General features: G+C 68.9%; 5 protein-coding genes. 4 read left to right on the forward strand and 1 reads right to left on the reverse strand.

Going from position 1 to position 15,667, the window contains the following annotated elements; all coding sequences use genetic code 11:
- Positions 1-1,004 (reverse strand): serine/threonine-protein kinase (locus D7V80_RS23320; protein ID WP_147447192.1); only part of this gene is annotated, 1,004 nt, incomplete at its 3' end.
- Between the two features lie 249 nt (positions 1,005-1,253).
- Here D7V80_RS23320 and D7V80_RS23325 point away from each other — a divergent pair.
- The 4 genes from D7V80_RS23325 (at position 1,254) to D7V80_RS43695 (ending at position 15,666) form a co-directional block, all read left to right on the forward strand.
- The gene (locus D7V80_RS23325) at positions 1,254-2,264 is read left to right on the forward strand and encodes a hypothetical protein (protein WP_233585653.1); all 1,011 of its coding nucleotides are present in this window, start codon (positions 1,254-1,256) and stop codon (positions 2,262-2,264) included.
- 34 nt (positions 2,265-2,298) lie between these two features.
- Positions 2,299-4,197, forward strand: coding sequence for a ribonuclease R family protein (locus D7V80_RS23330; protein WP_120590251.1), 1,899 nt, complete (start codon positions 2,299-2,301; stop codon positions 4,195-4,197).
- Between the two features lie 275 nt (positions 4,198-4,472).
- A complete protein-coding gene (locus D7V80_RS23335) occupies positions 4,473-9,362 on the forward strand; it encodes a PA14 domain-containing protein (protein WP_158616687.1) in 4,890 nt (1,629 codons plus the stop codon).
- A gap of 181 nt (positions 9,363-9,543) precedes the next feature.
- A complete protein-coding gene (locus D7V80_RS43695; RefSeq protein WP_158616688.1) occupies positions 9,544-15,666 on the forward strand; it encodes a polymorphic toxin-type HINT domain-containing protein in 6,123 nt (2,040 codons plus the stop codon).
- The last annotated feature ends 1 nt before the right edge of the window (position 15,667 follow it).

Consider the following 15,667-nt stretch of genomic DNA (forward strand, 5'->3'; position numbering starts at 1 on the left):
GTGCCGTCCCCGGTCGACTGCCCGCTCATGAGCAGCAGGCGGGTCTGGTCACGGCGCTCGGCGAACAGCCGCAGCATCAGCTCGCTGCTCTGTTCGGGGTGCCAGATGCGCTGCCCCACGGCGCGCTCGATGGCGCGGGCGAACTCCAGCGTGGTGCCGTAGCGGTCCTCGCGCCGCTTCGCGAGCGCCTTGAGGACGATGGCGTCCAGCTCCGGCGGCACTTCCTTGTTCACGCGCGAGGGCGGGGGCACGTCGCCGCTCAGCACGGCGTTCATCATGGCTTCGGCGCTCTTCGCGTAGAAGAGGCGCATGCCGGTGAGGCACTCGTGCAGCACCACGCCCAGGCTGAACAGGTCGCTGCGGGCGTCCAGCGGGTCGCCCATGATCTGTTCCGGGGACATGTAGCCGCTGGTGCCCTTCACCATGCCCACGGCGGTGCGGCCCGCGCGAGCCAGGCTCTTGGCGATGCCGAAGTCGAGCAGCTTGGTGACGCCCTCGTACGTCACCATGATGTTCTTCTCGGCGACGTCGCGGTGGACGACGGGCGAGGGCCGGCCCAGCGGGTCGGTGAAGCTGTGCGCGTAGTTGAGCGCCACGGCCGTGTCGCGCACGGCCATCAGGCTCAGGCCCATGGGGATGGGCTCCTGGGCGGTGCGGCACGCGCGGGCCACCTCCACCAGCGTGGCGCCCGGGACGAACTCCATGGCGAGGAACAGCTCGCCGTCCGCCACGTCCAGGTCGTACACGTGGGCGATGTGCGGGTGGTTGAACGCGGCCGTGACCTTGGCCTCGTCCAGGAACATCCGGACGAACTCCTCCTCGCCGCGGATGTCGGGGAGGATCTGCTTCAGCACCACCATCTTGCGGAAGCCGGCCAGGCCCTTCTGGGCCGCGAGGAAAATCTCCGCCATCCCGCCTGTCGACAGGCGGCAGAGCACCTCGTACTTGCCCAGCACCCGGCCGCGGAACCCGTCCGGGGTGAGCGTCAGCGTCGTCCCAGCCATTGAAGGGGTCCGACTCTACACCGGGGCAGGCACCGGTGCGAAAGGCCCGGACCCCCGTTTCTGGCCGGATGCCAGGGTTTATGAGGATGTGCCTCCGTCCGGGCGAGGACAGGGTTTCCGGAACGGAAGGCGCGCGAACTGTCCGACACCGGAGGGCTGCCTCGGGGACGGACGGACAGCGGGAAGGGGGCCGCTACTGTCCGTTCCATGCGGCTGCGAGCGCGTCAGACGGGGAGGTGGGGACGGCGCGTGGGGGCGCTCCTGGGAGTGCTCCTGGGATGGGGTGGGGCGGAGGCGAAGGGGCTCCACGTGGAGTACGACCTGCAGACGCCGCTGTTCCTGGACCGCTCGTACCTGTTCGTGTCGCCCAACCGCATCCAGCGGCAGGGGGACCCGGACTCGCCCTTGCCGTTGGTCTTCGAGGGCCAGTTCGCGCCGAACCTCTTCCTGCCGCAGTTGAAGCTGGACGAATTCAAGGAGGACGGGCGGGAGACGCTGTTCTCGGCGGTGTTCACGCCGAACATCCGGCTGCGGATGGCGAACACGGACAGCAACCCCATCCTGCCGCCGTCGTACCTGATGAAGTTGACGCTCCAGGCGGCGCACCTGCGGCTGATGCACGGCCCGGACAAGGACGCGCAGCCCCGGGTGCTGGCGTTGGGGTTGAATGTCATCGCGGGGCACTACTCCAACGGTGAGGACGGGTGCTTCTTCGCGAACCAGACGGGGACGGACCCGAACTGCGAGCCCGCGGAGGGGACGCTGCCGTTGAATGAAATCACGGGGAGCTTCTCCACGAACCTGCTGCGCTTCGAAGTGCACGGCCGGCTGGGGTTCGGAGTGGATCCGCACCGGCTGAGCGCGTGGCTGGTGGGGGCGAATGCCTTCTACGAATTGAACTCAGCGATTGGCCCCGGAGGAATGAGCCCGGCGCAGCGCCGGGTGTATGGGAATGGGCACTGGGGGGTGGGGCTGGTGGGTGAGCGAGCGGTGAACGGGAACCGCTTCCGCCTGGAGGGGGCGTATTCGCATCCATTCGGGGAGACGCCGGCGCAGCGGGGGACGCTGAGCGTGGAGGCGGCGGCGAATCCCCGCTGGGCGGCCGGCTTCGGCGTGTTCGCCCGGTACGTGCGGGGGCAGGACTACTACAATATCCTCTTCCTGGAGCGCATCAGCCTGTGGCAGTTCGGGCTGGTGTTCGAGCTGAACCCGGGCGCGAGGTTGAAGACAGACAGTGGGAAGCCCCCTGGCTTCCAGTGACGTTCGTCCCGGCGTGGGCTAAGCACGCGCCGACATGGACACCTCCGCTTCCCCGCGCGCCGTCACCGGCCGCGTCGACGTGCATCCCCGTGGCTTCGGCTTCCTCACCGTGCAGAAGCCCGGCACCCCGGAGGTGCTGTCCGCCTTCATTCCTCCTCCGGACCTGAACCCCCTCTTCGCGGGGGACGTCGTCTCCGCCACCGTGACCGCGTCCGGCGAGGGCCGGTGGACCGCGTCCGGCCTGTCGCTCGTGGAGCGCACCCGCACCGTCGTCTACGGCGAGGTCGTGTCGCGCAAGGGCGCCTTCTTCCTGCGCATCGACAAGGAGGTCTCCAACACCGACTGGCCCCTGGACCCGGGCACCACCCCCGTCCAGCACAACGACGCCGTCGTCGCCCGCATCGCGGACGGCAAGGTCGTCCTCCTCTACCGTCTGGAACCCGGAGCGGACCGTTCCCTGGAGCGGGTCATCGCCCGCCACGGCCTCCACCGGGACTTCCCATCAGAGGTCGTCCAGGAAGCCCTCCGAGCCAAGGAGACTCCCCACGCCCTGGGCGGTTCCCGGCGCGACCTGCGCTCCATCCCCACCGTCACCGTGGACGCGCCGTCCACCCGCGACATCGACGACGCCATCTCCGTGCTGCCCGCGGGCCCTGACGGCGCCGTGCGCCTGCTCGTGTCCATCGCGGACGTGAGCGAGTCCGTGAAGGAAGGCACCCCCCTGGACCTGGAGGCCCGCGCCCGTGCCACCAGTGTCTACCTGGCCGGCCGCGTGATCCCCATGCTCCCGGAGGAGCTGTCCGCGCATTGGCTCAGCCTGGTGCCCAACGAGGAGCGCCACTGTCTCACCGTCGAATTGCGCATCGACCCCGACGGCCGCGTCACCGCCGCGGATGTCTATGAAAGCCTCATCCGCTCCTGGGCGCGGCTGAACTACGACGAGGTCGCGGCCTTCCTCGACGACAACTCCATCTCCCCCGCCATGGAGCCCGTGCGTGAGGCCATGCCCTGGTTCCGCCTGGCGTCCTCGCGGCTCGCGGTGTCGCGCGCGGCCCGAGGCGGCATGGCCATGTCCCGCGACGAGGCGCGCTTCACCTTCGACACGGCCACGGGCGCCGTGTCCGGGCTCGCCGGGGAGAAGGACACCTCCGCGCACAACATGATTGAGCGCTTCATGGTCGCGGCCAATGAAGCCATCGCCACCTGGCTGATGACCCGTGGCGTGCCCACCGTGTACCGCGTGCACGAACAGCCGGATCCGCAGCGCGTGGCGGACGTGAACGCGTTCGCGTTGCACTCGGGGTTCGCGGCGGGCTTTGGCGCGCAGATCACCCCGCTGGCCCTGGCCGCGTTCGACCGGCAGATCTCCGGCGCGAAGGCGGAGGCCGCGCTGCGCTCCGTGCTGCGCCGCTCGCTGGGCCCGTCCCATTACACGGTGAAGCCGGGCCCGCACTTCGGGCTGGCCGCGCCGCTGTACCTGCACTTCACGTCGCCCATCCGCCGGTACGCGGACCTGGCCGTGCATCGGCTCATCAAGGCGTACCTCCACGGCCGGCGCGACTTCGTGCACGAGGACCCGGAGATTGAAGAGCTCTCCCAGCACATCAACGTGCGCGCCCGCTCCGCCAGCCGCGCGGAGACGGACCGCCACCACGAGCTGGAAGCGCGCTTCATGTCCACGCGCATTGGACAGCAGTTCCCCGCGCGCATCGTGCGAGTGAAGCCCTTTGGCCTCGTCACGCAACTGGATGGCATGTGGGTGGAGGGCATGGTGCCGGCGGAGGGGCTCGCGGGCGGCCCCTACCGTCCGGACACGCGCGAGCTGTCCATGGTGGGCAAGACGCGGACCTTCACCGTGGGCATGCCCGTCACCGTGAAGGTCGTCTCCACGGATGAGCAGCTGGGCCGGGTGGAGTTCGCCCTGGTCGAGTAGCGAAGGACCCCGCAGGGCCTTTCCAGGCAGGGCCCGGGAAAATCGGTGAACCAGACTCGCGGGCCCGTTTCGTATCCGGCCCGCGAGCGCACCGGCATCCATCATCCCGGCCCGTCCGCGAGCACGTCCCGACTCGAAGGTCGGCATTCCCATGCGCGGCATGCGTAGGGCATTGCCATGGAATCAAAGGCCCAATGAAAAGAAGAATCTCAGCGGTATGGGGGCTGGGGATGTCCCTGCTCGTGGTTGCCTGTGGGCAATCTCCCGAGCAGGAAATGCCCCAGGAAGAGCTGCACACGGCGGAGCAGTCATTGACCGCGCCCGGCTGCCGCCCGACGGTGGCGCCGGAAACCCTGCCAGGAGCGCCCACGGGCCTGGACCTGGTCTGCCAGGGCCCCTGGGAATACCGCCAGGAGTGCTATCAGCTGAGCAATACGTCGGCGTGCCCGCAGGACGGGTGGTACCAAAAGGCCTGCAAGACGGACCTGACGTGCGACTACTCCACCCGGAGCACCGTCCCCTATACGGACCGGAAGGCCGCGGGGCAGGACGTCCACCGGCAGGATTGCGACTACTCCGAAAAGCCTCCCTGCACGAACTCCGACACCAGCAGCTATACCCAGACATGCGCTGCGCGAGCCACGCAGCTGCTGGCGGAGCTGAGGGCCGATAACAAGGAGGACCCCAAGTACCCCCTGGACATCGTGTCCGCCTTTTCGATGGGGGACCGTGTGCTCGGTCCCCCCCAGACGACCACCAGCAGCGGGAGCGGCTGGAGCTTGACCGTCACCACCACGCCCTGGACCGAGACCTGCTCCATCACCATCGCCAATGTGGCGACGACGTGGACGAACGGCCAGCATCCCGAGTGCGGTCAGAAGGATGATTTCTGCCCTGACCATGACCGGCCCAAGTACTCGTACTGCCGCGCGCCTTCCCACGGCGTCGAGGCGGATCCGGCGACCTGCGATGGGCTGCCGGGCGGCGGCCCGCGGTACTCCGCTGGAGGCCTGTCGCAGAACACCCTGAAGAGCACCTCCGACAGCCTCGCGGACATCCGCGCCGGCAGCTATCCGAACCGCCCGCGCTGCCTGACCGCGGACGACACCGCCTATGCCTCCGTGGACACCAAGTACACCCGGCTGGTGACCCAGCTGGAGTCCATTGGTCCCACGGAGACGCGCTTCAACGGTCCGCTCCTGAAGTTCAAGATCATCGATGCGCTCAAGCTGCTCTTCGAACTGCACGCGGACAGCCCGGCACTGGACTCCAGCGTGCAGGCGGGCACCTACGCCACGCGCCGCGCCCGCCTCCTGTCGCTCTTCGCGGCCTACCCGGACATCAACCACTTCTTCCGGGTGGACCCGACCGTGGACTTCAACTGGGTCCGTGAGGGCCCCGCCCCCTTCATGTCGCCGGACACCTTCTCCGTGCGCTGGACGGGCTTCGTGGAGGCGCCCCAGGCGGGCACGTACACCTTCCACGTGAAGTGGGACGACACCGCCCGCCTGTGGGTGGACGGCCAACTGCTGCTGGAGCGCCCCATCTACCTGGGCGAGGTGTGGCACCAGGTCAGCGTCCCGCTCACCGTGGGACGCCATGCGCTGAAGCTGGAGCACGCCGAGGGTGGCTGGGACGCGGGCATCCACCTGTACTGGCAGCCCCCGGGTGCCACGGGCGCCACGCCCATCCCCACCGAGCGGCTCTTCACCTCGGCCGAGGGCGCGGAGCACGGCCTGACGGGCGAGTACTTCGACAACGACAACTTCACCTCCGACGCCTGCTCCACGGGACTGCCCGCGCCGGTGGCCAGCCACCCCTCGTCCCAGGACGTGCTGGGCACGCTGACCCTCTGCCAGCGCCTGCTGGACAGCCACGTCTCCGCCACCGCGGCCAGCAGCCTCCTGGACACGTGCACCGCCTCCGCGACCGGCATCCAGCAGCTCACGTCCGCGGGCCTGGACACCCAGGCGTACTGGACCGCCTACGACACCATCATGCCTCAGCTGCTCCTCAAGGGCCTGCCGGGCATGACGACGACGCTGGGGAGCAGCAACCGCGTGGGAGAGCTGCGCCAGAAGCTGATCTCCATCCAGCGCTGGTACGGCGCCGCTCGCGCCCGCGAGTCCTCCACCTCGGCGCCGTCTCCGGAGCTGATGGCGCACGCCAGCAAGGTGATGCGGGCCTTCTGGATGGGCGCCTGGCTGAAGGACGAGCTGAGCCTGACCGCCACGACCAACGCGCAGGCGGAGACGGTCCGCGCGAAGATGCTCTCCGACGGCTTCATCGCGGACCGCCAGGTGCTGCTCGCGGCCTTCGGACAGGGGGGCACGCCGCCGCTCACCGGCGCGCCGCTGCTCTTCCTGCTGGATGACTCGCTGCGCGGCCTCAACGAGCGCATGCTGGACGTCAGCCGCCTGCACGACATGGGCTGCCGCTTCGTGTCCTGCACCACCCGGTCCACCGTCACCAGCCAGCTCTGGAACGTGCTGGCGAACCTGAACGACGCGAGCGAGTTCGAGACCCGCGTCACCGCGGCGGTCAACGTGTCGTCCGACTGGGCGGGGGTCTTCACCCAGATGAAGACGGGCCATGGCGCCTTCCGCTCCGCGGTGGAGGACGCACTGGGGCTGCCGGCCGGCACCTACGACAAGAAAGACCTCTTCACCCAGCCGGTGTCCGGTCCCGCCATGTCCCTGACGGCCATGCTGCGCGAGGCCCAGGCCCGCGCCACCGGCTACGCGGTCAACGGCCTCTTCACCGCGGAGGGCGAGAACACCGTCAAGGTGGGGCTCGACCTGCAGAAGCAGGCCGCCGTCCTCACCGAGCTCAGCAGGGTCATCGGGCAGTTGGACAACAACATCAGCTTCTATAACTCCAACCGCGCGACGCTGGTGCAGGGACTGCTGGCCCAGCTCCAGAACCAGGGCAGCCTGACCAACCTGGACACCCGCCGCCTCCAGCAGGATGAGCAGCTCAAGGCGCTCATCAAGGACATCAACGGCCTGCGCGTGAGCAAGGCGGTGGAGGAGGCCCGGTTGGGTGACTTCATGGATGGCTTCGAGGCCCTCTACCCCGCCATCGAACAGCAGGGGCAGGCCATGCTGAAGTTCGAGCACCTCCTCACCGTCCCCAACCGGGGACGCGGCGGCCCGGCGGACACCGACGTGTCCTCCATGGCGGCGCTGACGTCGAATAACGAGACCCTCCGGCTCAAGCCCACCGTGGGCAGCCAGCTCGTCGTCCAGGTGACAGGCCGCTGGTCCCCGACCTGCGCGCTGGGCCTGACGGCCGGTCCCAACGGCAACCTGGTGCGGGTGCGGACGTCCGCGCAGACGCCCCTGCCCATCATGACGGGACCCGAGGGCTTCACCATCACGGCATCGGCGGGCAACTACACCGCGACCGCCAACGACACGGTGAACTCGGAGGGCAACTTCTCCAACCCGACGAACTCGGACTCGTTCTGCTCCGGGTTCAATCCCTCCATCTTTGGTATCGGCATGGGGGGCGTCAACAGCTGCATGACGTCCGAGACGGGCACCACGTGGAGCCGGACGTGGAACCAGACGTCCTCTACTGGAGCCGAAACGCGCTCCACCTTCTCCGCGGCGCGCGGCGTGCGGTCCCTGCTGGTGCCGTTCCCGGACGAGCCGGTGGGCAGCCTCCTCCTGGTGGAGACGGAGCCCGGGCTCGCGGATCGCTCCAAGGTCCGCTCCGTGCGCGTGCTCCAGTCGCCGTCCACCTCGCTGCTGGTGACCGCGGCTTCGGACTACTACGTGGTCGTCAACGACGCGCCCATCGTGGCGAACACGCCCACCGCGGCGTGCCAGGACTGGGTGGGCAACTCCCAGCTGGACGTCCGCGTCGCGGAGCTGAAACCCGCGTCCGGCGAGGCGGTCCTCCTCGCCTCCAAGCTGGTGTCCGGACTGGCCAAACTCAAGGACGAGGCGAAGCTCTACGTCGAGCAGGGGAGGCTCCTGCCCGGCCAGGCCACCAGCCTGCGCGCCAAGGCCTTCAGCGACATCTTCCAGGAGTGCGGCTGCACGAGCCTGGAGGCCTATCCGGAGAGCCTGCGCACCTTCTTCGATGCCTTCGTGGAGAAGGCGCTGGTGGACGTGGAGCGTGAGGTGGAACTCGTCAACCTGGAGCGGCAGCTGCGGCAGTTGGTGCTGGAGATCCAGGCGGTGGAGGACGAGCGCGCCAACGCCCAGACCCAGTCCCGGCTGCTGGCGCTGGTGCCGGCGTGGTCCCTGCGCAACCTGGAGGGCACGGCCCTGCGGGTGCAGTTGGAGGCCCTGGAAGAGGTGATGAGCCAGTGGCTGGCGCCCACCGTGCGGGTCGTCTACCCGGAGACCCTGGCCAGCTTCACCAACACCGAGCGCGCCGGTATCGAAGCGCTCACGACCATCGACCCGACCTCCACCAGCACGGACCTCAGCCTGCTGGCGCAGACGGCGAAGGACGCGGCCCGGGCGGTGGAGACGCACCTGTCGGCGCTGCGCGTCGCCGGTCCCAACACCCAGGTGCTCGACGTCATCGTCAGCATCCCCCGGCACGACAAGCTGCCCGTCACGCTCTATCGCAAGATGGAGTCCGGGGCGGCGAGGGAGATCTGGGATGACATCCGGGCCAACCTCAGTCCCACGGTGACCCTCACGCCGGAGTACTTCTACGACCCGGCGGGCGGCGTGAAGCAGCTGCCCTGCAACATGATGACCCCCATCATCCGGTCGATGACGTTGTTCGGCGTCCTGCCGAACAACAACAGCGCCCCGGCCTACACGACGGCCACCAGCCTGACGAAGTCGATGAGCTTCCCGTCGGTGTCCGACCAGTTCCGGTATGACTTCGGCAACGCGGACTACCTCGGTCCCCCGGTGCAGTTGATGTTCGGCACGACACAGGACCTGGCGTTGCTGCCGCCGGCGAGCCCGCTGGACTACTACCTGTCCAACTCCTCGATTGCCTCGGGCCTGTCTCCCTTCACCACCTACCACGTGAACCTGCAGTCCCTCGTGGCCAACTACCCGCCCTCGGTGCCGGACGTCATCAATCCCAACAACCCGCTGGCGAAGTCCAGCGAGCTGCTGATGGTCTTCAAGGTGGAAGTGAAGCCGAAGGCTCCCGGCACGGTCCCGAACGGCGTGATGAGCTGCCAGTAGCGGGCCGTCCGTAGGACAGCGAAGTCAGTCATGGCCCCGCCCGGTGGGTGCAGCCCGGGCGGGGCCTCTTTTTCAATGTCTGTCTTTTCTTCAAACAAGCAGACCCGCGGCGCGAGCTTCGGGTCGGGACATCGCCATGCGAAAAGTGTGGGGTTTGGTTGCCGGGTTGTGGTGCGGGCAGGTGCTCGCCCAACCCTTCAATGATGCATTGGTCCAGGCGCCGCAGTTGGAAGCCCCCAAGCGGGGAAGCCTGGTGGGGCAGTACGCGGCCACGGAGCTGGGGCCCGCGGACGTGAGCCGGGGCGGCTTCAGCCTGGCGTCCACGTTCGCCGCGCCCACGGAGCGCGGTGTGCTCCTGGCCCAGGTCTTCCCCACCTATTCGCCGGAGGGAGGCATTGGCGAGTGGGGCCAGGGCTGGGGCGTGTCACTGTCCATGACGCGCACGCGCGTCCTGGGCGAGCTGGACTACGCCACCGATGAGCTCACCGGGCCCTGGGGCCGCATGGTGAAGGGCACGGACGGGCGGTGGTACCCCGTGGGCCTCAAGGGCCACGTGCGCATGGAGGAGCAGGGGACCACGCTGGTGGCCCTGCTTCCGGACGGCAGCCGCTGGACGTTCGGTGGCACCGCGCGAGTCGAGACGGCGCGAGGCACCTATGCGTGGCACCTCACGCAGGTGGTGGACGCCACCGGCCACAAGACGAAGCTGGAGTGGACCGCCAACGCCTCCGGGCGCCTGTTCCTGACGGCCGCCCTCTACGGCGGCCTGGGGGACGACTTCCAGCAGCGCGTGGACTTCGTCTACGACACCGTGTCGACGCCCTTCGTGGACTGGCGCTCCGGCAAGGCGCTGCGGCTGGACCGGCGCGTGTCGCGCGTGGAGGCGCGCAGCAAGGACGCAGGCACGGGCCTGTTCGGGCTGCGCTGGAGCCATGCGCTGAGCTACCGCCCGGACGCGCTGGGCCCCGGCTTCCAGTTGGAGTCCGTGCAGCGGACGTATGCGTCGGGCCAGTCCAGCCCGGCGGTGACGTACACGTATGAGCACGCCGAGAACCTGTTCCCGGTGGCGGCGGCACGCTTCATCCCCAAGTTCGACAACGTGATGCTGGCGTACTCCGAAGGGGTGGCGCTGCCCTCCGAGTCCACGCCGCTGGACGATGGGGACGACGGGCTGGTGGACCTGGAGAACCGCACGGACTTCAGCCTCATCCGGCAGCATCCGGGCGGCTACACCTTCGAAGCGCTGCCTCCGGCTGCCGTGGACGCGCGCCTCGAGTGCCGGCCGGATGCTTCCGCGTTCAACACGCCCCGCCTGCTGGCGAAGATGCGGCCGGAGCAGGATGACTACCAGGTGGTGTCGCTCTCCTGGAACGCGTGGCTGTCGAAGACGGAGATGCTGGTGTGCGAGCGGGACGGGCACGCCGTGCACCAGGGGTGGCTGTACGACGCATGGCAGCTGGGGCCCAACACCCGCCTGGTGGACCTGAACCGGGACCGGCGGCCGGACCTGCTGAGCGTCTATCCGGGCGGCTACAGCGTGCTGCCCAACGAGAGCACAGCCACCGCGTATGCCTTCGCGCCCGTCTCGCTGACGGGCACGCTGAACCTGCAGGTCCCGCCCGAGGTCACCTGGGTGCATGACTTCAACGGAGACAGCGTGGCGGACCTGGTGGTGCGCTCCTACAACGACCTCTTCGTCTACGAGGGCAAGGGCCAGTTCCAGTTCGAGGAGGAGCCGCACATCTACGAGGCGCGCTTCCCGGACGGCACGCCGGTGTCGCTGGCGGGTTTCGAGCTGAGCTTCGCGGACGTCAACAACGACGGCCTGCAGGACGTCATCGCTGGCAGCTACTACGGGGCGCTGCTGCTGGTGAACGACGGGACGCGCCTGACGCAGGTGCCGGTCCCGGCGCTGGAACTGCTGGCGTGGAACTCCAGCTTCCCGGTGGTGCAGGACCTGGAGGGCACGGGCAACACGGAGCTGTTCTTCGTGGAGAACGGCCTCGCCCACTCCGTGGCGCTGGATACTCCGGGCACGGGGCTCCTGAAGTCCGCGGACGACGGCATGGGGACGCGGCTCACCTTCAGCTACGCCCGCAGCCCGGTGGCCCCGAGGCAGGGCTCCCGTCAGCCGGTGCTGAACACCCTGACCGTGGAGTCCAGCGGGCAGGAGACCCGGACCTACCAGTACAGCTACGCGCAGCCCGCGATGCACTCGGTGGGGAAGTTCCTGCTGGGCTACGGCGAGGTGACGCGCGAGAGCACGCACGTGCGGGAGGAGATGCACTTCCTCAACGACGACGACAACGCGGGCCTGCTCTCGTCCTCGCGCGTGCGCGATGACAAGGCGCCGCGAGTGGAGCAGTTCTCCAAGAGCCGCTACGAGGACGCGTCGCTGGCGGGCGTGCCGTGGAAGCGGTTGCAGGCGCAGGAGCAGGGCTGGCGGTCCACGACGGACAGCCAGCAGGTGTCGGAGTCCACCGAGTACGAGGCGTACACGGCGGACGTCTGCCCATCGCGGATGGTGACGACGACGGCGCAGGGGACGCTGACCACGGAGCGGACGCGGGCGTCGGTGTCCGGGCTGGGCCTGGCGCTGCACTGCCTGGAGAGCCGTACGGTGCTGACGGGGCAGCACGTGCAGCAGCCCTGGATGAACTTCGTCCACGAGGGCGTGGTGGAGCGCGACTCGCGCGGACTCGTCACGGCGGTGCGCAGCGTGGAGGGGACACAGACGCTGACGTTGCAGGAGGTGACGTACAACCCGGATGCGTCGCTGGCCACCATCTCCGAGCCGGGCAAGGGGACGGCATCCTTCCACCAGGAAGCGGGCCGGCGGCTGCTGTATCGAACGGATGCGCCGGACGGCGTGGTGACGCGGGTGGTGGACCGCGATCCGCTGACGGACGCGGTGTTGACGCTGGAGGTGGACCGGGGCGGGACGCCCTACCGGCGCTACTTCCGCTATGACGGACAGGAGCGGCTGAGCCGGGAGTGGGACAGCCTGGGCGGGTCGCAGCTCAATCCCAAGCAGACGTATGGCTATCAGTACGCCACGGCCACGATGCCCGGTTCCTTCCAGTTGTCCACGCTGGTGGACGGCGCGCAGGGCGCGGTGCGGGAGTCCATCGAGTACGTGACGGCGTCGGGGGATGCCCTCACGTCGGCCCACCGGATTCCTGAGGGCTGGACCTTCGACAGCCTGAGCCGCAAGGACGGCGCGCGCATGGAATTGCGCACGCTGCTGCGCCCCGCGGTGGGGCCGGCGACGAACATGCTGGCCATGGACTACGCGGCGCTGCTGGCGGGCGGCCGGCAGGTGGCGTTCCAGAGCGCGTCCGCCTTCGGTCATGACGCGGCCACCACCACGGCCTTCCACGAGGGCGTGGAGAAGCAGGTGGCCACGAGCCTGGGCTTCGACGCGGGGGTGCTGACCCAGACGGCCGTGGAGAACGGCACGTTCACCGCGAGCCGTACGCTGGACGCGGCGAAGCGCGTGCTCATCCAGGAGGACGAGGCCCACACGCGCTACGGCTACCACTACGACGCCTCCGGGCGGCTGCGCGAGGTGGTCATGCCGGACGGCGCGACCCACCGCGTGCACTACGACGGCCACGGCCGCGTGAGCAAGCTGGTGCGTCAGGACATCGCCACGGTGGAGTACAGCTACGACGCGACGAAGGGCCGGCTCACCCAGAAGCGCTTCGTCTCTCCGGCGGGCGCGGTGCAGCGCCAGGTGACGTTCGCGTACGACACGCTGGGCCGTCCCTCCACGGAGACGCACAGCCTGACGGCCGGTGGCAATCCGCAGGTGTACCGCTACTACCACGACGGCGCTTCGCCCACGCATGGGCCCACGGGCGACCAGAAGGGCTTCCTCACGGCGGTGTCGGGCGAGGGCTACCTGAAGACCTTCGCATACCGCGAGGACGGCAAGCTGACGTCGCGGACGCTGGAGTTGACAGGTTGGCGCACGGTCCAGACGCAGCTTGCGTACAACGACGTGGGAGACGTCTCCAGCAGCACCACGGTGCTGAAGGATGCGAGCGGCACCGTGCTGTCGTCCGACACGCAAGCCTACAAGCTGGACGCGTACGGACGGCTGCATGAGGCGTGGCTGGGGACGAGCAGCACGGCCCCGGCGCCGTGGGCATCGCTGGCGTATGACGGCGAAGGGCGGGTGTCGTCGGTGGACTTCACCGGCGGGACGCACGTGGGCTTCGGCTACGACCCCCTCACGCGAAGCCGCATCACGCGGACGCAGTCCACGCCCACGTGGAGCGCCACCACGGCGCAGCGGTTCAACGCCCGGGGCCTGGTGGAGTCCGAGGACTTCACGGTGGGCGCGCAGGCGTGGCAGCGCGACTACACGTACTCCGCGCAGGGTTTCCTCACGCAGGCGCAGGACGCGCACGACAGCTACGTGTATGGCTATGCGCCTGAAGGCTTGCCCACGTCCATCGAGGAGAACGGCACGTCGCGCGCGGTGACGCGCGCGGGCAGCACGCTCACCGCGGGCAACGTCACGTACACGTTCGATGCGCTGGGCCGGACGGTGACGAAGGGGGACCTGGAGCTCACGTACGGACCCAACGGGCACGTGGCCACGGCGACGCGTGGCACGAAGCAGTGGCGCTTCCTCTACGACGAGACGGGCCAGCGCATCCTCAAACGCGAGGGCGGGGTACCGGTGGCCGCGTACCTGGAGGCGGGCGAGTACCTGGACGCGACGGGCCTCACGCTGCCGGTGCACTTCGTGGGTCAGCTGGTGGGCGTCCTCCAGCAGGGCACGTTCCGCCCGCTGGCGGCGGACACGCGGGGCACGCTGCTGACGGACACGGCGGGAGCGCCGTTCGTGGCGTCGCCTTACGGCAACCGCGCGGCGCATCCGGACGTGTCGCCCGCGATCGAGTTCGTGCAGAAGGGATACGACGCGGACCTGGGTGTCATCCGCATGGGCGTCCGTGACTACGACGCCACGCTGGGCCAATTCCTCACACCGGACGGCCTGTTCCTGGAGTCGCCGGAGATGTGCCTGACGAGCCCCAGCGAGTGCAACCTGTACTCATACGCGCGCGGCAACCCGACGGGCTTCACGGACCCCACGGGCAAGTGCTCGGCGAGCTTGAAGTCTGGCATGGACTGTCTGGGTCCCGCGCTGGCGCAGGGCGCGGCGGTCGAGCAGGAGATGGTCCAGGCGTGGCAGGACGGCAACTACGGCACGGCCACCGTCGCCGGTGTCCTGGGCGTGGCCAATGGCGCAAACGTGGTGTCCATGTTCCTGGTGCAGAGCGTGCTGGACGTGGGCAACGCCAGCTACAACGCGACCTCCGGCTTCATGGAGGGGAGCTACGACCGGGCGCTGAGCGGGTCCACGCAGCTGCTGGCGGCCATGGTGTTGGGACGGATGGGGCAGACCGCCAGTGCGCTGAGCGCGGAGCTTGCTCCGGTGAACCAGATCGCCTCCCAGCTGGCCGCCACCAAGACCAGCACGACGGTCACCAAATCGGTCCTCGGCGGCGGTTGCTTCGTCGCGGGCACCGTGGTGCTGACGGCGGAAGGACCGCGTCCCATCGAAGAGATAGCGGTGGGTGACATGGTGTGGGCCTGGGACGAGGAAACCCAGGCTCCTGGCTGGCACCCGGTGACGCGCACCTTCATCAAGCCGCACCGGGCGGTGCTGCGGGTGGAGGTGGTGGCCGCGGACGGAACGGTGGAGACGCTGGGCACGACGGCCGAGCACCCCTTCTGGGTGCAGGGCCGGGGCTGGACCGAAGCACAGTACCTGGAGGCAGGGGATGCGCTCGTGACGGCGGATGGAACGCCCGTCCGGGTCCAGGGCCTCTCCCTGTCCGCGGAGCCGGAGACGGTCTACAACCTGGCGGTCGAGCAGGCTCACACCTACTTCGTCGGCACGCTGGGGACCTGGGTCCACAACACCAGCACGATCACAGGCGGAACTCCGCCGGGTGATCCGGCGCCGGGAATGGTTCGTGTCAGCCGGTGGATGTCCGAGGTGGAGTACAAGGCCATGCAGGCGACGGGCAAGGTTCAGCAGAGCTTCACGGGAACGACCCACGTCGCCTACCCTGCGAAGCCGGAGGCATTCATGAGCCAGGCGAAGCCGGGTGCGTTCTACGTCGAGTTCGACGTGCCCATGTCCACCGTCAAGCCCACACAGCAAGCGTGGGCGAAGATTGTTGGACCTCAGTCACTCGAAGGACGGCTTGCCGCGAAGAAAGGCCTGCCCCTCCCCGTGATTCCAGATGCCGAGAACATCTCCCACGCGGCAACGAAACTCTGAG

This window comes from Corallococcus sp. CA054B (assembly GCF_003611625.1).
GTDB classification, from domain to species: domain Bacteria; phylum Myxococcota; class Myxococcia; order Myxococcales; family Myxococcaceae; genus Corallococcus; species Corallococcus coralloides.

Bases quoted from the DNA above. Each gene is read 5' to 3' on its own strand.
- D7V80_RS23330 (WP_120590251.1), top strand. From the start codon at position 2,299: ATGGACACCTCCGCTTCCCCGCGCGCCGTCACCGGCCGCGTCGACGTG.
- D7V80_RS23335 (WP_158616687.1), top strand. From the start codon at position 4,473: ATGCCCCAGGAAGAGCTGCACACGGCGGAGCAGTCATTGACCGCGCCC.